Source organism: Candidatus Leptofilum sp. (assembly GCF_965223285.1).
Lineage (GTDB): Bacteria > Chloroflexota > Anaerolineae > Promineifilales > Promineifilaceae > Leptofilum.
The window spans coordinates 5,570,253-5,588,585 of the sequence record NZ_OZ244997.1; the positions used below are offsets into that span (position 1 = coordinate 5,570,253).

Annotated in this window: 13 protein-coding genes; 6 read left to right on the top strand and 7 right to left on the bottom strand. The window is 52.9% G+C overall.

All coding sequences use genetic code 11. From position 1 onward, the window contains the following. The first annotated feature begins 1 nt into the window (after window position 1). Complete coding sequence (locus tag ACOQPU_RS25000) at window positions 2-1,093, top strand: ester cyclase (protein WP_420642550.1); 1,092 nt, start codon at window positions 2-4, stop codon at window positions 1,091-1,093. 200 nt (window positions 1,094-1,293) lie between these two features. Here ACOQPU_RS25000 and gyrB read toward each other — a convergent pair whose 3' ends face one another. The 3 genes from gyrB to ACOQPU_RS25015 all read right to left on the bottom strand — a co-directional run bounded on the left by gyrB (window position 1,294) and on the right by ACOQPU_RS25015 (window position 8,345). Continuing rightward, window positions 1,294-3,228: a DNA topoisomerase (ATP-hydrolyzing) subunit B gene (gyrB, locus tag ACOQPU_RS25005; protein ID WP_420642551.1), complete on the bottom strand. Its 1,935-nt coding sequence runs from the start codon at window positions 3,226-3,228 to the stop codon at window positions 1,294-1,296. A 425-nt stretch (window positions 3,229-3,653) separates the two neighbouring features. Continuing rightward, the gene (gene pulA, locus ACOQPU_RS25010; RefSeq protein ID WP_420642552.1) at window positions 3,654-8,015 is read right to left on the bottom strand and encodes a pullulanase-type alpha-1,6-glucosidase; all 4,362 of its coding nucleotides are present in this window, start codon (window positions 8,013-8,015) and stop codon (window positions 3,654-3,656) included. Window positions 8,016-8,132: 117 nt separating this feature from the next. Further along, window positions 8,133-8,345, bottom strand: a complete 213-nt coding sequence (locus ACOQPU_RS25015; protein ID WP_420642553.1) for a response regulator — start codon at window positions 8,343-8,345, stop codon at window positions 8,133-8,135. 302 nt (window positions 8,346-8,647) lie between these two features. On the opposite strand from ACOQPU_RS25015, the gene ACOQPU_RS25020 reads away from it, so the two are divergent. The 5 genes from ACOQPU_RS25020 (at window position 8,648) to ACOQPU_RS25040 (ending at window position 12,852) form a co-directional block, all read left to right on the top strand. Further along, complete coding sequence (locus tag ACOQPU_RS25020; protein ID WP_420642554.1) at window positions 8,648-9,328, top strand: restriction endonuclease; 681 nt, start codon at window positions 8,648-8,650, stop codon at window positions 9,326-9,328. Next, a complete protein-coding gene (locus tag ACOQPU_RS25025; RefSeq protein ID WP_420642555.1) occupies window positions 9,325-9,954 on the top strand; it encodes a class I SAM-dependent methyltransferase in 630 nt (209 codons plus the stop codon). The genes ACOQPU_RS25020 and ACOQPU_RS25025 overlap by 4 nt, the downstream gene beginning before the upstream one ends. Further along, on the top strand, window positions 9,951-10,757 hold the full coding sequence (locus ACOQPU_RS25030; RefSeq protein WP_420642556.1) for a hypothetical protein: 807 nt from the start codon (window positions 9,951-9,953) through the stop codon (window positions 10,755-10,757). The genes ACOQPU_RS25025 and ACOQPU_RS25030 overlap by 4 nt, the downstream gene beginning before the upstream one ends. After that, window positions 10,750-11,358 (top strand): histidine phosphatase family protein, encoded by a 609-nt coding sequence (locus ACOQPU_RS25035; protein WP_420642557.1) that lies wholly within the window; start codon window positions 10,750-10,752, stop codon window positions 11,356-11,358. The genes ACOQPU_RS25030 and ACOQPU_RS25035 overlap by 8 nt, the downstream gene beginning before the upstream one ends. A gap of 102 nt (window positions 11,359-11,460) precedes the next feature. Then, window positions 11,461-12,852: a M20/M25/M40 family metallo-hydrolase gene (locus tag ACOQPU_RS25040; protein WP_420642558.1), complete on the top strand. Its 1,392-nt coding sequence runs from the start codon at window positions 11,461-11,463 to the stop codon at window positions 12,850-12,852. Window positions 12,853-12,985: 133 nt separating this feature from the next. On the opposite strand, the gene ACOQPU_RS25045 is transcribed toward ACOQPU_RS25040, so the two are convergent. From ACOQPU_RS25045 to ACOQPU_RS25060, 4 genes are read right to left on the bottom strand one after another with little or no spacing between them, the layout of a single operon-like run. Continuing rightward, window positions 12,986-14,029 carry a PQQ-dependent sugar dehydrogenase gene (locus ACOQPU_RS25045; RefSeq protein ID WP_420642559.1) on the bottom strand — a complete coding sequence of 348 codons (1,044 nt, stop codon included), beginning with the start codon at window positions 14,027-14,029 and terminating at the stop codon, window positions 12,986-12,988. Window positions 14,030-14,088: 59 nt separating this feature from the next. Further along, window positions 14,089-15,516 (bottom strand): phosphoglucomutase/phosphomannomutase family protein, encoded by a 1,428-nt coding sequence (locus ACOQPU_RS25050; protein WP_420642560.1) that lies wholly within the window; start codon window positions 15,514-15,516, stop codon window positions 14,089-14,091. A gap of 40 nt (window positions 15,517-15,556) precedes the next feature. Further along, window positions 15,557-16,825 carry a glycerate kinase type-2 family protein gene (locus ACOQPU_RS25055; protein WP_420642561.1) on the bottom strand — a complete coding sequence of 423 codons (1,269 nt, stop codon included), beginning with the start codon at window positions 16,823-16,825 and terminating at the stop codon, window positions 15,557-15,559. A gap of 6 nt (window positions 16,826-16,831) precedes the next feature. Next, window positions 16,832-18,163, bottom strand: a complete 1,332-nt coding sequence (locus ACOQPU_RS25060) for an extracellular solute-binding protein (protein ID WP_420642562.1) — start codon at window positions 18,161-18,163, stop codon at window positions 16,832-16,834. Between the last annotated feature and the right edge of the window lie 170 nt (window positions 18,164-18,333).

Consider the following 18,333-nt stretch of genomic DNA (forward strand, 5'->3'; position numbering starts at 1 on the left):
TATGTCTGACGAGAAAATAAGAAACCAAAAGAACAAAGCCGTTGTTTGGGACTTCTGGCAAAAAATGAACCATGTTGAATCTGAAAATGTCCCCGATGTGATCCGCGCAGCCTTTCATGAGGATGTGAACTGGAATGGCCCCCACCCCATCAACCATGTGCCGGGCGTTGATAAGCTTATTACCGATTTTTGGCAGCCGCTGCTGCACTCATTCCCCGACCTCAAAAGGAAAGCGGATATTTTTCTTGGGGGAATGGGTGGCGGGGACGAATGGGTAACCGGTCTCGGCTACCTCACCGGTACCTTCGCCGAGGACTGGCTAGGTATTCCAGCAACCAATGACAAGACCAATATTCACTTTGGCCAATTCTATGTTATGCGTGAGGGAAAGATTGCCGAGAGTTACGTCATTCTGGATACATTGGCAGTGATGCGGCAAGCTGGTTTTCAGGTGATTCCACCGGCTCGTGGCATGGAGGGCGGTAAGATTCCTGGCCCCCATACTGGTGATGGCGTTCTCTTGACCGAGCAAGACGAGCTGGAGACGAATAAAACCAGGCAAATCGTGGCGGCTATGGGTAGAGGTTTGAGTCGCTATGTTCGCAGCCGCGATGGCGGCGATATGCGGAGTATGGAACAGTGGCATTATTGGCATCCAAATATGCATTGGTATGGTCCTAGCGGAATTGGTGCTTGCTTAAGTTTGGAAGAGTTTGCAGATTTTCATCAACGGCCGTGGCTGCATGGCTTTGGTGACCGCAGCGTGGAGGGTGATCCAGGCGGCCGTCTTATGGGGATGGGAGACGGCTTTGATGACATTGTGGCTGAAGGGTTTTATTCCGCCCTAGGCGTGTGGGACTATGCTTATTCCATCCATCATGGAGAGTATCAGCAAGTTCCGGCTACGGGAAAGCTAATGACTATCCGGGACTTTGACTGGTATCGGCGCGAAGGCGAGCTATTGATCCAAAATTGGGTGCCCATTGATATTGTCGACCTCCTAATGCAAATGGGCGTTGATTTGTTCGATAGGTTGCGCCGTCAGGTTGAGATGCGCCAACGCGGCCAACATTGGTTTGCGGGCCCAGGTTAAGATTTCAGATTGTAATTGACAGACCCGAAGGGTTTGCCCTAAGTAGAAACGCTCCGAAGATACCAAACCCTTCGGGTTCACTTTTATACTAAAAAGGTGCTTCCGAAAAGGAGCACCTTTTTTTTGAAGAAATATTGGTTATCTGAGGCGGATCATCTTATTGTCACTATTCCCAATAACTTTGACATCCTACACAATACCTACACGTCTAGGTTGCGTACCTCGCTGCTGTGGGTCATGATAAACCGCTTACGGGGGCCAACTTCGCTGCCCATGAGCATGTCGAACGTTTTGTCGGCAGAGACGGCATCTTCGATAGTTACTTGCAGCAGCATCCGCTCGGCGGGGTCCATCGTGGTTTCCCACAGCTGTTCCGGGTTCATCTCACCTAAACCTTTGTACCGTTGCAGGCTGTATTTTTTGCCGTTCTTTTGCAGCTGCTTGAGCAGCTCTTGGTTTTGGGATTCGGTGTAGGCGTAGTGCATCTCTTTGCCTGCTTTTAGGCTATACAGCGGCGGCTGGGCAATGTAGAGATGCCCATTTTCAATTAGCTGCGGCATATAGCGGAAGAAGAAGGTTAGCAGCAAGGTGCGAATATGGCTGCCGTCCACGTCGGCATCACACATGATGATGATACGGCCGTATCGCAAATTTTCTACATCAAATGTCTCGCCAATTCCAGTGCCTAATGCAGAAATCATGGCCTTCACTTCGTTATTGGCCAAAATCTTGTCCAGACGAGCCCGCTCTGTGTTGAGAATTTTACCGCGCAGGGGCAAAATGGCCTGGAAGTGGCGGTCGCGCCCTTGCTTAGCACTGCCACCAGCGGAGTCACCCTCAACGATGTACAGTTCGCATTTGTTGGGGTCACGCTCAGAGCAGTCGGCCAGCTTGCCGGGCAGCGTGAGGCTCTCCAGGGCACTTTTGCGCATGACCAGTTCACGTGCTTTGCGGGCAGCGGCGCGGGCGCGGGAACTCGTCAGGCATCGCTCGATAATCTTCTTGGCGTCGCGGGGGTTTTCTTCCAGGTACAGGTTGAATGCTTCGGCGGTAATGGAGGCGACGATGCCAGATACTTCCGCATTCATCAGCTTCACCTTGGTTTGGCTCTCAAATTGCGGGTCTGGATGCTTTACGCTAATGACGGTTGTAAGCCCTTCGCGGGTGTCGTCGCTGGAGAAGTTGCTGTCTTTTTCTTTCAGGAAATTGTTTTTACGGGCATAGCTGTTGATAACGCGCGTAACGGCCGTACGCACACCCGTTAAATGCGTGCCCCCGTCTGGCGTGTGAATGGTGTTGGCAAACGCATATTCAGAAATAGTGATGCCATCGGTATATTGCAGAGACACTTCCACATCAATCCCTTCCGCCTCTTTTTGGGCGTAAATGGGATTATGAATGGCTTTACGGTTTCGGTTGAGGTAGCGGACGAACGATTTGACGCCTCCCTCGAAATAAAAGCTCATCTCGCGAGGCGTAGACGGCCGTTCATCTCGCAGCTTCAAAAAGACCCCGCTGGTAACAAAGGCCATCTCGCGGAAGCGGTTGAGCAACGTTTCAAACCGGTAGGCTGCCCCTTCTTCAAAAATCGTGTTGTCAAATTTGAAGTGAGTGGTTGTGCCAGTTGGCTCGTTTTTGCTTAATTTGCCGATTTTTTTCACCGGTGCGTCTGGCAAGCCGCGCTGATACCGTTGGAACCAAATCGCGCCTTCGCGCCGAACCGTCACCTCCATCCATTCGGATAGCGCATTTACGGCCGCCGCACCGACACCATGCAAACCACCAGACACTTTGTACGCATCGTTGTCAAACTTACCGCCAGCATGTAGGGTGGTGTGTACCAATTCTAAAGCTGATACTTTCTCGGTGGGATGTTTGGCGACAGGAATACCAACGCCGTCATCTTCAACGGTGATGCTGTTGTCATCTTGAATCGTAACTTCGATACGGCCGCATCGGCCGGCCAATGCCTCATCAATTGAATTATCTACAATTTCATACACCAGATGGTGCAATGCTTTTACATCGGTGCCACCAACGTACATACCTGGGCGACGGCGCACGGCTTCCAGTCCTTTCAGAACCTGGATGCTGCTGGCATCGTATCTTCTTTCTGCTTCCGTTTTTCTAGCCATGAAAGGTTCCTTCTCTTTTCAGTTCGGGCAAAATTCAACCATCTGCTGCCAAAATGTGGCAATGCTTTGGGCTGTTTGCTTTTAAGATAAAAGGGTAAAAAGTCAGGAGTAATTTAGCGTTTTTTTCCTCGATTTGAACACAATTTTACGAGACATAAGTATACCACATTTGTTCTAAGCGGGGTAGTAAAACAATTTGAATTTTAGGCAAGCAAATCACAGAAAGTGGTTTGACAAACGAAGCGCGATTTCTCTGTGATTTGCTCAAGTAAAAACCAAATTCACGCTCAGTTTAATTCAAAATTCTATTTGGTTTTTACACAGAATGCAGGCAAGAAACGGCCGCTTTGGGGGATGCGCTACAAGGAACCAGGCAATCGCTCAATTTGAACAATTGCCCGGTTCCTGAGCAACAGATTTATATCTTAATGATGGTGATTACTTTGCCGCCGCCGCTGGCTGATCCAGGCAACGAGCAGGGCAACCACAAAGCCGCCACCCAGCGCACTCAGCCAAATAATCCACGGTGTACCGGGCGCATCCTCGATGACTTCAGCTTCACCATGATCATCGCTATCTTCAAGGATCTCTTCGTCATCATGTGCTTCTTCTTCAACTTCAGCGATAGTTTCAGGCTCGGCTTCTGTTTCCTCAACGGGAGCCGCTGCCTCGACTTCATCTGTGGTTTCTTCTACCTCAACGGCCGTTTCGTCCGTGCGCGTCGGTTGCTCAACGCTTCCTTGCGGTAAGGCAAAGACAGCTGTTGTCCATGCCGGTACGGTAAAGGTGCCGCTGGTTTCATCAAAAGCGGCCGTTTGCACCACACCGTCCACCGAATTTTGCTGGATAGGATGGAGCGAGAAGGGCAGATTGGCAACGGCCGTTTCCGTAAAGTCCACCTCGTCTGGGGTTGCATTGAACACAACGACTAGCATATCGAAGTTCGGATCGATGTCCTCGCCCGTCAAGTCACCCAAGCTCATCACGATCACGCCCGGAAGCTGCTCTGTGCCGCTGTTATGGAATTGGAGGCGTTCTTGGACTTGAACGGCCGTTTGCAGCCTAAACAGTGGTGATCCCGCCCGAATTTGCAACAATTCACGGTACGTGTCGCGCGCAAACGCAATATCGTCTGCCGTTGGCGCCAAATCTGGGTTGGCTAAAAGTGGCTGCATTGTCGGCCACATGCTCTGGTTATCGGCCGCAGGCGGCAAGCCAATGGCCCAATTATTGCTCTGGTAGGTAAAGTCGAGGCGGTTGAACCAGTCGCCAGAGTTGTAGCTGTTTCGGTCTAGCGACTTGGAGCGCAGCAAATCATCCCCAGCCTGGAAGAACGGCACGCCCTGGCTGAACATCACAATAGAATTGCCTAACGTTTGCATCCGCGCCCGATCCTCACTGCTGGTACCCAACGGTGCCTTATACTGGATAATGTCAAACAGCGTTTCGTTATCATGTTTGGAGATGTACACAATTTGCTCTTGCGGATCGGCCGTATAGCCTGCCGGAGAGCCATTGTACAAAACTTCACTGCCGGAGATAGGTGAGCCATCTGCCCCAATAAACGTGAAATCACTCAAATTGCCAGCCAGCCCCACCCGAATGAGGTCCATAAAGTTTTGTAGCCGCGCCAGCTGTTCCGCTTCACTGCCTTGATCTGTTTCGTTAGGATAGACATACAGGCCATTTAAGAAACCTTGTTCCGTTTGGCCGCCAAACGGGCTGCCGCCCCGCGCCGCATCCCGCAGCCGGTCGCTAAACGTGCCAATGCCCGTGCCTGCCATATTAAACTGGGTTGCGTTGATGCCGCGTGCATTGCCGCCAACTTCACCAAAATCCCAGCCCTCGCCATAAACGTAGATATTCTTGCCGTCTACGCCATGCTCTTCCAACGTCAGCGCGTCCAGAGCGGCGCGAACGGCTAGCATATCTTCCTTCATATGGTGGCCCATCAAGTCAAAGCGGAAAGCGTCAATTTTGTAAGCCGCCGCCCAGGTAACAACAGAATCAACCATCAGTTTACGCATCATGTCGTGTTCTGTGGCCGTGTTTTGGCAGCAGGTGCTTGTTTCTACCCGTCCTGTGCTGTTCAACCGATGGTAATAGCCGGGCACAATTTGGTCCAATACCGATTTGTCGCTTTGGCCACTGGCATTGGTATGGTTGTACACCACGTCTATTACCACGTACAGACCAATCTCATTTAGTGCCTGTACCATCTGACGGTACTCATAAATTCTGTTAATGCCTTCAGGGTTAACAGAATAACTTCCCTCCGGCACACTGTAATGGAATGGATCATAGCCCCAATTAAACGGGTCTTGATCCCGAATCGCCGAAATCAACGCCTGCTGTTCTTCGGAATCAGCCGGTAGGTTAGCCAACTCGTCAAAAGTTGGCGTTGTCCAGGTAGCTTTGTCCTCGTCAATCGTCGCAATGTCGAACGTTGGCAGTAAGTGCAAATGAGTCAGCCCAGCCTCAGACAGTGCCGCCAGATGCTGCATTCCGTTGGAATCCATCTGGGTAAAGGCCGCATAAGTCCCGCGTAATTCCTCCGGTACGCTGGCATCGTTTACGCTAAAGTCGCGCACGTGTAATTCATACACCACAATATCTTCTGGAGCCGCAATACCGGGTTTCACCACGTCCATCCAGCCGTCAGGCATACTGGCTAAGTCCATCAAGTCAATAATTTGGCTGCGGGTACTGTTGGTGGCCAAACTGAAGGAGTATGGATCAGTTACCAGATTGGTTTTCACGCTGCTTTCAGTCGGCACGTATACCTGTACTTCGTACAGATAATATTTGCCTGCCCAATCAGCCTCTCCTGTAATAGACCAGGTGCCGTTGCTAGGCGTGGGGCGCATCACCAGAATTTCAGCTTCTGTGTTGGGGTCAACGTCGTCAAAAAGATGCAGGCGCACACCGCGCGCTGTAGGTGCCCAAAGGGTCAGCGTTGGCACGCCGTCACTAAAGGTAACGCCCAAATCGCCATCGTATGGATACAAATCATCCAACACGCCTGGGATTTGCAGGCCAGCCGCATCAATGGTTTGCTCAGCTTCATCTTGAGCAGAAACGGCAACTTGCCCTTTGAGTGCCACACGAGCCACGCTCAGATCATCTTCGTTGAACTTCAGGGCCGTTAAGGTACGCAGATGGGGAAACTTGGCCACAATTTCATCGCTAAAGCCATTCGGGTCTACAGTGAGCGGAACGGCTTCACCCCCGGAAATGCCATCGAAGCCGAGGGAAAATGCACCACCCAGCGGATCGTAATGGAAAAAGTATTGGTTGCCGGGGGCATCATCAATTTCCCAGGCGATGGTGTCATGCGCCACCCAGTAGGCACTGCGCTGGCTAATATTGCCCTGTACGCCGCCAGAACCGACGGATATGTTCAATAGGTTGCTCCTTGAATCAAAAGAGAAGGTCACCAGAGTGTCTGGTTCTTGCACGCTAAAGGGGATGTTGGCACCATCCTGTGCGCCGCCTTCACCGTAATTCACATCCCAACTGCCGTTTACTGCCACTTTAGCTTCGTATTCACCCACGGGGATGCTCACGGTTTGGAATGTAAATGTGCCGTCGCCGTCTGGGTCTTGCAGCCAGGAAGACAGGCAGCTGGGCATCCAATCTTCGGCGCAGCCGATTTCGCTCTGGAAGCTGCCTGGCACGTTAGCAATAAGGTTGTTTATGCTGTCGGCAACCCAACCGGTCTGGTTGTCGAAGTAAAAGGTGACGCTGCTGTCTTCAGCGAGCGAAAGTGGAATGTTGGCTCCGCCTGGCTCGGCGTTGAGGCCAAAGTTCACATCCCAACCGCCGTTGAGGGCAACTTTGTATTCGTATTCACCGGCGGGGATGTCGAAGGTGCCGCTGAAAAGTTGGTCTTCTTGGCTGTAGGTGAGTTCCGTATTGGTGCAGTCAGGTGCCCAATCGCCAGCGCAACCCAGCACAGATTGGATGGTGCCGGGAACAACGACCAAATCCGGGAAGGGGGCAGCAGCAGGGGGCAAGCCACCGCCGCTGTCCTGGCTAATTACATCTGTGGGGATGTCGTCGCTTGCTTCGATGGTGAGTAAGTTTGTAACGGGATCGAAAACAAAAATGACGGCTTGTTCTTCACCAACGGTGAAGGGGAGGTTAGCTCCGTCTGCTTCGCCATCTGCGCCGAAATTCACATCCCAACTCTGGTTCAGGGCTACCTTGGCTTCGTATTCGCCAGCCGGAATATTGGGGGTGATGAAGGTGTAGATGCCATCGCCGTTGGGGTCTTGCAGCATGGTGCGGAGGCAGTCAGGTGCCCAATCGCCTGCGCAGCCTAGTTCATCCTGGAAGCTGCCGGGAGCAGTGGCGACAAGGCTATTGATGCTGTCACTTACCCAACGGGTCTTGTGGTCGTACCAGAATGTGACGGGGCCATCTTCTAGAACTTCGAGGGTGATGTTGGGGCCGTAATATTCGGCATTGAGGCCATAGTTGTCATCCCAACTGCCGTTGAGAGCTGCTTTGTATTCATAGTTGCCAGTAGGAACATCGAAGGTGGACAACCAGATGTCGTTTTGTTCGTCGTAAGTGAGCTGGCTTTCGGCGCAGCTGGGGTCCCATTCACCTGCACAGCCAATGAAAGGCTGAATGGATCCGGCGATGGTGACGGTGTCTGGCGGGGGAATGCTGGCGGGATCATCTGTTTGGGCAGTGGCGGAAACGGCCGTTATGCCCAACGCCAATAAAATAACGAAAAGGAGGCGAATTTTGCCCCAGTGCTTGTTGATATTTTTATTCATCTTTTCTCCAACACACGATTAGCTGATTAACGCCCTGATTGTACGACAAACGAGAACGGCCGTCATCCGTTGCGTACGCAGCTAATTTGGTCAGATTAGGGTGGAGAGAAGCGGTTTTTAGTGAGGCGAGAGCGTCAATTTGGGGTGACTTTTGAGCATATTTGCCAGCTTATCCATGTGGACAGGTTTGCTAATGTAGTCGTCCATGCCTACCTCCAGATATTTTTCCCGGTCGCCGCTGAGGGCGTTGGCAGTCATGGCGACAATGTATGGCTGTTGGCTAGCGGGCCAGTGTGTGCGGATGTAATCAGTGGCACTGATGCCATCCATTTCTGGATTTCAATCACCGTGTAGATTCGACTTTAGCTGATTCGCCACAATTGGAGAATCGTACTATGGGCTTGACCGTTTTTAACTTTTGAGTGTCGGTAAGCGGTCAAGCCTTGGGGTTCGTTTTCTGAACAAAAGTTATTTGTGAACGAACCCTATGGAGCTATGCTGTTTGCTTTTGGGGGGTGACAATATTTGAGGTGATAGTCACTTCTATCTTGAAGATTTCTAGGCAGCAAAGAAAGTGACGGCCACTTCTGCTTTTTTGGGAATTTTGGCACTCCCGATTACAATTCAAGGCTATGGTAGTTCGCACTGAATGGCGTTTTCGCCAGCAATCCCCTCGATTTCACTCGCAGCCCAGACCGTCTGTTTCCTGGCACAGTCGCTGGATTATTGGAGCCTTAACGGCCGTTTACCTCTTCTGGCTGCTGGTTCGGGCAATCAGCCAACCGGCGTGGCTGCTCAACTTGTCTGGCGTAGGTACGGAATTTGTACGTTTAGTGGAGATTGGCTGGCTGGCAACCCTGGTGGTGCTGTGGGGAGTGGTCTGGTGGCAGAAACGACGAGAGATGTTACGGCCGTTTCACCCCCTGAGCCTAGAGCAGCTTTATAATTTACAGCCCACCGAGTTTGAGCAATATGTAGCGCGACTATTTCGGCAGAAAAAATACAAAGTCAACTTGCGGGGGCGGAGCGGCGATTTAGGTGTTGATTTGATGCTGACGCGCACCGGTGGCAAACGGGCCATTGTGCAGTGCAAGCGATACCGCAGCACCATTGGGCCAGATATTGTGCGGGAGCTGTATGGCACCCTCATACATGAAGGGGTCGCCCACGCTTTTTTGGTCACGACGGCAGGCATTTCAGATTCCGCCCGCAGTTGGGCGCAGGGCAAGCCGATGACGCTCATCGACGGCCCTACGCTGGTGGAAATTGCCCACTTGCTACAAGTTGTTCCCACTTCTCCAAACTCTTTATGAACCACCTGAAAAAAACGCGAGAGACGTACCGCAAAATTGCAGCTGACTATGCTTTGGCATGGCAAAAACGAGGTTCGTTGGATGCTGATTTGCAGAAATTTATGGCCTTATTGCCGGAGGACGCGACCGTTTTGGATGTGGGGTGTGGGCCGGGGATGGATACGGCCGTTCTCCAAACACACCACCTAAATGCCATCGGTTTGGATTACAGCCATGAAATGATGCGGGCGGGCCGGGACAACCAGGGCTACAAAGTGCCCTTTGCCCAGGCAGATATGCGTCAGTTGCCCATTGGGCAACAAATAGACGGCATTTGGGCCAGCGCATCCATGCTGCATCTGAACCGAGACGATTTACTGCCAACGCTGCAACAATTTTGGCGCGTGTTAAAACCCAACGGCGTGTTGTATTTATCTGTCAAGTTGGGGGATGGGGAGAAATGGGTGCCCACCACTAAGTATGGCCATACGTTCCCTCGCTTTTTTACTTTTTGGCAGCCAGAAACAATGGATCGGTTGTTGGAAACGGCCGCTTTCCACATCATTGACGGTTGGGAAGAGCTGAAAAAAAGGGATACGTGGCTGGTGCGATTGGCCCAAAAATTGAAAACGGAGGCTGGCAGATGAATTTAGCCAGATACAATCGCTTTACAGATGAGTTGAAACGGAAGCTGGACGGTGACCCTCGCGTGCTGGGGCTAGTTGCGCTTGGATCAATGGCGCAGCTGGATTATCAACCAGACGAATGGTCTGACCACGACTTTTTCGTCATTACCATTCAGGGCGTTCAGGAAGATATGCGTCAGGATCTGTCCTGGCTGCCCCATGCCGACGATCTGGTTTTTCACTTCCGCGAAACTGAGCATGGCGTGAAGGCACTTTACCAAGGCGGGCATCTGCTGGAATTTGCCGTCTTTAATGAAGATGAACTGCGAATGGCTCGGCTAAATCGGTATCGGGTGCTGCTAGACAAGGCCGAGCTAACCCCAAGACTGGCGGATCTGGAACTGGCAACGCAGGATTTTGTGGCTCACGGTCGTTCTGATCCCGAAAAGCGTTTTGCCGAATTTTTGATGAACATTTACGTAGGCGTGGGGCGGCAGGCGCGTGGCGAACTGTTGAGCGGTCGCCAATTCATCAAAACGTTTGCACTGATTCACTTGCTGCACATGCTGGCTGAGTTTTTGCCTGCCGAAGAAGATCATCTGCTGGACAACCTTGATCCGTTCCGCCGCTTTGAGCGCGTATACCCGGCAACAGGCAAGGAGCTAAACCAAATTTTAGACCAGGATACGCTAAAAGCGGCTGAGAGTCTGTTGCTGGTCGCTACGCTTCATTTGCGGCCGTACCTACCCAACTACCCAGAAACGGCCGTTGCCGAAGTGCAGGCATTCATTAAAAAAGCAAAAGAGGAACCACCCCTTGACTGATCTCACCATTTTGCTCACCCGCCACGGCCAAACCGATTGGAACAAAGCAGGCCGCTGGCAAGGCCACGCCGATATTCCCCTTAACGAAACCGGGCAGCAGCAAGCCAACGCGCTTTGCCAACGGCTGCAAAGCTGGCCCATTGAGGCAATTTACACCAGTGATTTGCAGCGTTGCGTGCAAACGGCCGTTCCCCTGGCAAATGCCCTCAAGCTCAAACCCATTCTCACCCAACTTTGGCGCGAGCGAGACGTAGGCGACTTTAGCGGCCTGACCGGTGAGCAGGCCCGCGAGCAATACCCGGAAATATGGGCCAAATCAGTGCGGGGCATGGTTGATCCGCCTAACGGAGAGCCATTTGTTGAGGTGCGCCGCCGTGCCTTGCGCGCTTTTGAGAGCATCGTTGAAGCGCACAGCGAGGGCACGGTGCTAGTGGTAACGCATGGTGGCTTGCTACACGCTCTGTTAGGGCAGGTAATGGGGATCGATGCAGGACTTTACGGCCGTTTCTCCATGCGCGGTAACACTGGCCTCAGCATCGTTGAAGTGAACAGTCGCGGCCCTGTTGTCGTGCGCCTGAACGACACCAGCCATCTGGAATAACAATTACGAGATTGGAGACTGGAGATTAGAGATTCAAGGTACCCTCCAATCTCTAATCTAAAGTCTCCGGTCTCAAAAAATCAATTCCCAAAAGGACAAACAATGACATTGCAAATCTCAAACCCCATCTGGGGCAAAATCGACGCCCATATTGACAACAATGTAGATTACTGGATTAAACAACTGGCGCGTCTGTGCGCCCAGCCAAGCGTTTCGGCGACGAATGAAGGGATTGATGAATGCGCTGAGCTGGTTGCTACTATGCTGGATGAGCAAGGTTTTCGCGCCGAAGTGATGCCCTCGGATGGGTATCCAGTGGTGTATGCTGAGGCATTTGGAGAGGGAGACGGCCGTTCCGACAAAACGCTCCTCTTCTACCTTCATTACGATGTACAGCCCGCCGATTCATTGGAACTGTGGGATTCGCCACCGTTTGAACTCACGGAGCGAGACGGCAAATATTACGCACGCGGCATCAGCGATGACAAAGGGCATATCATCTGCCGCTTGGCTGCCCTGGCAGCGGTGAAGGATGCGCTGGGTGGCCTCCCTTGCAACGTGAAATTTATCATTGAGGGAGAAGAGGAGATTGGTAGCTCCAACATGCCCGCTTTTGTGGAAAAGCACAAAGAGAAGTTGGCCGCCGATGCCTGCATTTGGGAATTTGGCGGTGTCGATTATGAGGAACGGCCGTCTCAGGCGTTGGGGATGCGCGGGATTTGTTTTGTGGAATTGTCTGTGCAAACTGCCTCAATTGATGCCCATTCTGGTCTTGGTGGCTCGATTTTCCCTAACGCAGCCTGGCGGCTCACCTGGGCACTTAGCACCCTCAAAGACCAAAACGAGCGCATTCTTATTCCCGGCTTTTACGACAATGTGCAGCCGCCTAGCGAGCGAGATTTGGAACTCCTGGCAGTCATGCCGTCTGAGGCGGCGCAGCTTAAAGAGATGTTTAATCTAGACGGATTTTTGTTGGGTATGACGGATAGTTTGGAATGGAAGAAAACGGCCGTTTTTGAACCCACCTGCACCATTTGCGGCCTCACGTCTGGCTATCAGGGGCCAGGTTCCAAAACAGTGCTGCCTGCCAAGGCAAGTGCCAAGATCGACTTCCGCCTCGTTCCCAACCAAACGCCAGAAGAAGTGGTTAGCAAATTGCGGGCGCATCTGGATGCCAACGGCTTCTCGGATGTAGAAATTACGCTCCATGGTGGTGGCCGACCGGCCAAAGTAGATCCGGATGATCCCTTTGTGCAGTTGACGAATGAAACGGCCGAAATTGTCTACGGCAAAGAGCCTAACGTGGCACCAATGATTGGCGGCAGCGGGCCAAACTACCCGTTCATTCATACACTAGGGTTGCCGTTGGTGGCGGCTGGCGTGGGCTACCCTGGCAGCCAGGTACATGCCCCCAACGAAAACATGCGCCTCGATTATTTCTTGCTAGGCACCAAACACACCGCCCGCATCATCGAGCAATTCGCCAAAGGGTAATTTTAGCCACAGAGGACACGGAGATTTTTGAGGTGTTGAGCTAGAGGTATTTAGTTGCGGTTAGCATATCTGGGTACAAGCAATACGATCTAGGGTTTGATCAACCTCTCTTTTCCCTCTGTCTGCTCTGTAGCTAATTCCTAATCCTATAAATGGTGCCAGTACGGTAGTCGGAGACGAGGAGTCTGCCATCTGGGGTGGGGAGCAGGTGCTGAGGATTTTGGATGCCGGTGAGGAAAGTGCTGCTGGTTCCGGTGAAACGGCCGTTCCCATCCACCTCAATCTGTACGGCCATTACTTCCCCCGTTAGCCACAAAGCTACCAGCAAGACCGAATCGTCCCACGGCGCAACCGCGATGCTGGTGGGCGTAGATTGCGGCGGAAAAAGAGCAGCAGGCAGTTCCGTTTGGGTGCAAATTTCTGACGAGCCTTCCCGATTTAAGGCCGGTTCCTGCTTGCCAAAACATTGCGGCCAGCCGTAATCGCCACCTGTAACAACCAGATTCAGCTCCTCCGGCGGCTGGCCCTCAAAATCGGTTCCAGTTACGCTGCCGTCGCCAATTTCTGTAATCCAGAGACGGCCGTTTCCATCGAACACGTGCGCATATGCATTCTTCAAGCCAGTTGCCAGCACGGCGGGATTGTCTGGTTGGTTGGGATCAAGCTGCCACAAAATGCCAGAGCCATCGCTGGCGCGGTTGCCACTGCGTCGCCCGCTGGTTTCGTATAGCAAATGGCCGTTTGGGGTGACTGTGAGTGTGCCGTTGGAACGGCCGTTATTTGGCATGTTGGTGAGAATTATTTTCGGCGTTTGCGGCTTTAATGCCTCGTCCAGACTGGCGCGAAGCAGATGGTCTTTTGTCGCAATCCACAAAGCGCCGCCCAGCACGGCGATGCCCGTTGGTTTGTTTAGCCCTTCCAGCAAAACCTCCTGGCTATTGGATGCCAAATCAACCGCGACTACCTGCCCGGCTTCATCACTTTCCCCTTCAAACAGCTGAGCTACCCAAAGACGGCCGTCTGGACCCCAAATCATCTGCGTGGGGCCAGATAAGCCAGAGGCAGCAATTTCTGCGGTAAAGCCATCGGGGAGGGTGAGATTTGCAGTGGGAGAAGTTGTGGGTGGAACGGCAAATTCTGCGGCATTGCTACAACCAGCCAGGAGCAACACAACCACAATGAGAACCAGCCAACCTCTAAACCCTCTGTGTCCTCTGTGGCAAATGTAGCAAAAATTCACGCCTTCGCCGCCATCTCTTCGCCAAAGCCCAGCAGTGCTTTCACCCGCTCATCGTTGGGGGCTTCTGCATATACACGGAGGACAGGTTCGGTGCCGGACGGCCGTATCAATAGCCAGCTCCCATCATTCAAATAATATTTTACCCCATCCACCGTCTGCACATCTTCCACCGCCACGCCTGCAATTGATGACGGAGCCAGATTGAGCAGCATTTCCACCATGCGGGCTTTCTCGACAGGGCGGGTTAACCTCATGTCCGTCCGGGCATATTGGGCTGGGCCAAATTGCGCCAGTAAATCGTCAACCAGCTCATGCAGCGGGGCTTTGGCTGCCGCCATCACTTCCAGCAGCAGCAGCCCCATCAACACCCCATCACCCTCTGGAATGTGTCCCTGAATGCTCATGCCGCCAGACTCCTCGCCACCCATCACCACGCCGTTGGCAATCATCAAATCAGAAATATGGTTGAAGCCAACAGGCGTCTCGATCATTTCCAGGCTGTTCTGGGCGGCAATACGGTCAATCATGCGGGTAGTGGAAACGGTGCGTACCACTTTGCCCTGCAAGCCACGCTTTTCCAGCAGATAGCGCAGCACCAAGGCAAAAATGCGGTGCGGATCGACAAAATTGCCTTGCGAATCCACCGCGCCAATGCGGTCGGCGTCTCCGTCAGTTGCCAAGCCCACCGCCCAATGCCCACTCTGAATGGTGGACATGAGCAGCCCCAAATGGCGGGCAATCGGTTCTGGGTGGATGCCGCCAAAGCCAGGATTCATCTCGTGGCGGATGTTGTGGACATGCGTTCGGCCGCGTGCCAGCATCTCGCTAAATGCACCACGCCCAGAGCCAAACATGCCGTCCGCCACCACGCGCAGCTCTCCGCCGGACACGATGTCTAAATCAACCAGCCCACTGAGATGCTCGTAATATGCCCAGGATGGGTCGAATTTGTGGACGCGATCTCGGCGAATTGCTTCGTCCAAATCCATCAGGTTGGGACCGCGCCCGCTAGAGAGATTGCGATCTAGCAGCCGCTCGACCCGCTGGTGATGGGACGGGCTGGCGGCACCACCGTGACAAGATTTGAGCTTGATACCGTTGTAGCGAGGGGCATTATGGCTGGCGGTGATCATGACTCCAGCCGTGGCATTTTTGTTTAGCACGGCATAGCTGATGGCTGGCGTGGGCGTGTCGGCGCGAGCCAGCCAGGTGTCGATGCGGTTAGCGGCCATCACGCGGGCCACTTCCGCCGCGTACCGATCAGATAAAAAGCGCGTGTCGAAGCCAACCACCACACTGGGGTCAGTAGCATTCTCTTCGCGGATGTAGTCGGCGATAGCTTGGGCGACCAGGCGCAAATTGCCAAAAGTAAACGTTTCACTGATGACGGCACGCCAGCCGTCGGTGCCAAATTTTATGGTCATTCTATATTCCTATTGCTAGAGACGTTGCATTGCAACGTCTCTACGTGTAATTCAAAATAAGGATTAAATCATTCACATTCGTGCCGGTAGGGCCAGTTTTGATAAGATGTGGCCCGTTTAAAGCCGCATCTTGTTGGGCAAAATAGGTGTAGCTATCGTTGTTGTTCAAGTAGGCCAGTGCAGCTTGCTTTTCTGTCACAGTTTGCCCAGTCACCGTTGCGCCGGCTACGCCGCTAGTGCCATCGTCGCCGTCGGTAGCAAAGCTGGTGATCGTTCGGTTGTCCCACCCTTCAAGCCCGATGGCGGCTGCTAATGCCGTTTCCAGATTGCGCCCACCAATCCCATTGCCACGTAGGGTGACGGTCGTTTCGCCACCGAGCAAGGTGGCACTTTGGGGCGGGGCATCTTTGGCCAAGGCGGCGGCAAATTGGCCCACTTCTCGCGCCTCGCCTTCCAGTTTTGTGGTGAGCAGGCGAGTGTGAAAGCCGAGTTTCTCTGCTTTGGCTGCCGCCGCCTGGACCGACTGTTGGATACTGCCGATGATGACATTGTCGAGGACATTGGTTGGGGACCGCACGTCAGATCCTGCATGGCCAATATCTTGCAAAGCGATTCCATATCGTTCCAAAATGGCAATGGCGTCGTTTGCTGTTTCTTGTGTGGCAACCGTCGGGCCGCTGCCGATACTGGCTAGATCGTTGCCGACCACATCGCTGAGGATGAGGCTGAGTACATATGCTGGTGCTGCCAGTCGTGCCAGGCCGCCCCCTTTTACCCGATCCAACTGGCGACGGACGGTGTTGAGCTCTTGAATAGTGCAGCCGCTAGCGAGCAATGCTTGGGTAATCCCCTGCATCTTTGCCAAGGGCAGCAAGGGTTGGGTGAACAAGGCGGACGCGCCGCCGGAGATGAGGCACAGGACAAGGTCGTTTGCGGTAAGGTTGTGAAGGGTTTGTAGTAGATTTTGTGTGGCCTCAATGCTTTTTTCGCCCGGCACGGGATGGTTGCCTTCATAAGCAGGCAGAGGGAATTTGGTTTCCTCTGGCAAATGTTTGGCCAAAATACCACCGCCAGCAACGGCCGTTTCTCCCACAATTTCCACGGCTGCCAGGGCCATCGGTACAGCCGCTTTGCCGATGCTGAGGATGAACAGACGGCCGTTTGTCAGGTCAAATTGGTGCGAGCCAATGGTAAGGAGGTTGCCTTTTTTGTGGAGATGGTTGGCAACGGCCGTTTGCGGGTCAGCTTGTTCCAGAGCAGCGTTGATGATAGCTTGAATATCCTCTCTATATTGGTTGAAGTCGGGCATAATTGTCTACTGTTGCAGCGCAGCGACTGCTTCCTCGGCTGCGGTTTGAGGGGATTTGGTTAGCGTAATTACATCAAAAACGGCATTGTTGAGAATGGTCATGAGATTGCTGCCGGGGCTGATAGGCAGCGGGCTGGCCTGGCTAAGCTGACCGCTAGCAAACGCTTTGTAGCTGTCGTCATCTGGCCAGAACATGAACGCAGCTTGCCGGGCGGGCAGGTAACCGCTGGCGTAGCTCCATTCGCCTAAATTCTGGCTTTCAATGAGCGCGTTTAGCAACGCCGCTGCCAGCTCTCGTTGCGTGGGGTCAGCCGTGCTAATGGCCCAGGCCCAGCCAGAGACCAGTGGGGTCAGCTGACGATCTAGCCCGGGAACGGCCGTTGCCTGAAACACCCCATCTGCATCCCGCTGCTGTAAAAATTGCTCACTGTTGGTTAACGCCACGGAAGCCGTACCAGCTTGTAGCAGGGGCCACGTTTCTTGCAGGGTCACATAATTGCTGCTTTGGTCTAAAATGAGGCCAAGATTTTCAGCAATCAGTAGCTGCTCCAATGCGGCGGTTAACGGCTGAAGCTGCAAGGCTTGCTGTCCGGCATCATTGACGAGCGTGCCGCCTGCCGCCAGATAGAGCTGTAGACCCAGTTTGGAACCAGCAATGCCGTTGGCCGGAAAGACAAAGCTGTATGGCTGCTCGGCAAAAAGCTGCCAGCTGCTGGAAATGGTATCGGTAACAACCCGGCTGTTGTATGCCAGATGGGGTAACCCGGTTAGCACAAATGGGTAGCCGCCAACCTGATTTTCCTCGAGAACCAGGTTCAGGGCGGCTGGATACAAATCTTCCAGTAAGCTGGTTTCAATAAGGCCGCCCAGCGGATAAACAAGTTCTTCAGATTGGGCCAAACCAAGCTGATCGATAGGAATGGCAACAAGGTCTGGCAAAATGTCTGGGGCGACGGCGCGACCCGTACGTAAATAGTTCAGAATGCCGCTTTGGCCGCTTACCGATTTTTGTTCGATGGTAAGATCTAAATCAGGATTGTTGTTGCGAAAGGTGGCAAGTTGGGCGTTTAGAACGGCCGCTCCTGCATCGGTTGGGATGGCAATTTCTGGGGGTAGCCAAACACGTAAAGACGGCCGTGTGTCTGTAATCGGTGTAGATGGAATGGCAATATCGGGAGTGGTGTCAGTGGCGGGGGTGCTGGTGGCAACGGCCGTTTCACTATCTGTTGCGTTCGGGTCTGTTTCTTCCGGAGATGTCTGGTTGAAGCTGTTGGCTAAATCACAACCAGCCATGATTAAAAGCAGCATGATGAGCAACAAAGATACCTTCTTATTCATGCACCAAAGTATACCTTTGATTACCCATTTGAGCATTTGCGCCATGTCGCTGCTTAGGATATTCTTTGCCTATGATATTTACTTCTTGGTTCGATCGTCGATATTCTGCAGCCATTCGTTTTGGCTCTATCTCGCCGCGTCCCAATATCGGTGCGCCTCCTGAGTGAATA

Coding starts and splice junctions, on each gene's coding strand:
- ACOQPU_RS25040 (WP_420642558.1), top strand. CDS start 11,461: ATGACATTGCAAATCTCAAACCCCATCTGGGGCAAAATCGACGCCCAT.
- ACOQPU_RS25015 (WP_420642553.1), bottom strand. CDS start 8,345: ATGGATGGCATCAGTGCCACTGATTACATCCGCACACACTGGCCCGCT.
- ACOQPU_RS25020 (WP_420642554.1), top strand. CDS start 8,648: ATGGTAGTTCGCACTGAATGGCGTTTTCGCCAGCAATCCCCTCGATTT.
- ACOQPU_RS25025 (WP_420642555.1), top strand. CDS start 9,325: ATGAACCACCTGAAAAAAACGCGAGAGACGTACCGCAAAATTGCAGCT.
- ACOQPU_RS25050 (WP_420642560.1), bottom strand. CDS start 15,516: ATGACCATAAAATTTGGCACCGACGGCTGGCGTGCCGTCATCAGTGAA.
- ACOQPU_RS25060 (WP_420642562.1), bottom strand. CDS start 18,163: ATGAATAAGAAGGTATCTTTGTTGCTCATCATGCTGCTTTTAATCATG.
- ACOQPU_RS25030 (WP_420642556.1), top strand. CDS start 9,951: ATGAATTTAGCCAGATACAATCGCTTTACAGATGAGTTGAAACGGAAG.
- pulA (WP_420642552.1), bottom strand. CDS start 8,015: ATGAATAAAAATATCAACAAGCACTGGGGCAAAATTCGCCTCCTTTTC.
- ACOQPU_RS25055 (WP_420642561.1), bottom strand. CDS start 16,825: ATGCCCGACTTCAACCAATATAGAGAGGATATTCAAGCTATCATCAAC.
- gyrB (WP_420642551.1), bottom strand. CDS start 3,228: ATGGCTAGAAAAACGGAAGCAGAAAGAAGATACGATGCCAGCAGCATC.
- ACOQPU_RS25000 (WP_420642550.1), top strand. CDS start 2: ATGTCTGACGAGAAAATAAGAAACCAAAAGAACAAAGCCGTTGTTTGG.